At 57.1% G+C, this 231-nt stretch carries 1 pseudogene; it reads left to right on the forward strand.

The features are described from left to right. A pseudogene (locus tag KJQ96_RS39630) lies at positions 1-231 on the forward strand (GNAT family N-acetyltransferase); the annotation flags it as partial.

Here is a 231-nt window from a genome sequence, read left to right on the forward strand (position 1 = left end):
GAGGCGGAGCACAAGGTCATTCCGGCCTTTGCCCGCACCATCAGGCAGATGAACTGGGCGCGTCTCCATCTCGACAATGTCAGAATATCCGAGCGGCGCTGGCGATTGCTGACGGCATGTTTTCCGAAGGCAAGCTTTCACTCGACCAAAGTCGACAAGATCATCAAGGTCGACGGGGTCGACAACAGTCTCTGCCCCTACGCCACGCTGCCGAAGGACTGGAACAGTTAT

The sequence above is a fragment of the Bradyrhizobium sp. sGM-13 genome, from assembly GCF_018398875.1.
GTDB lineage: Bacteria > Pseudomonadota > Alphaproteobacteria > Rhizobiales > Xanthobacteraceae > Bradyrhizobium.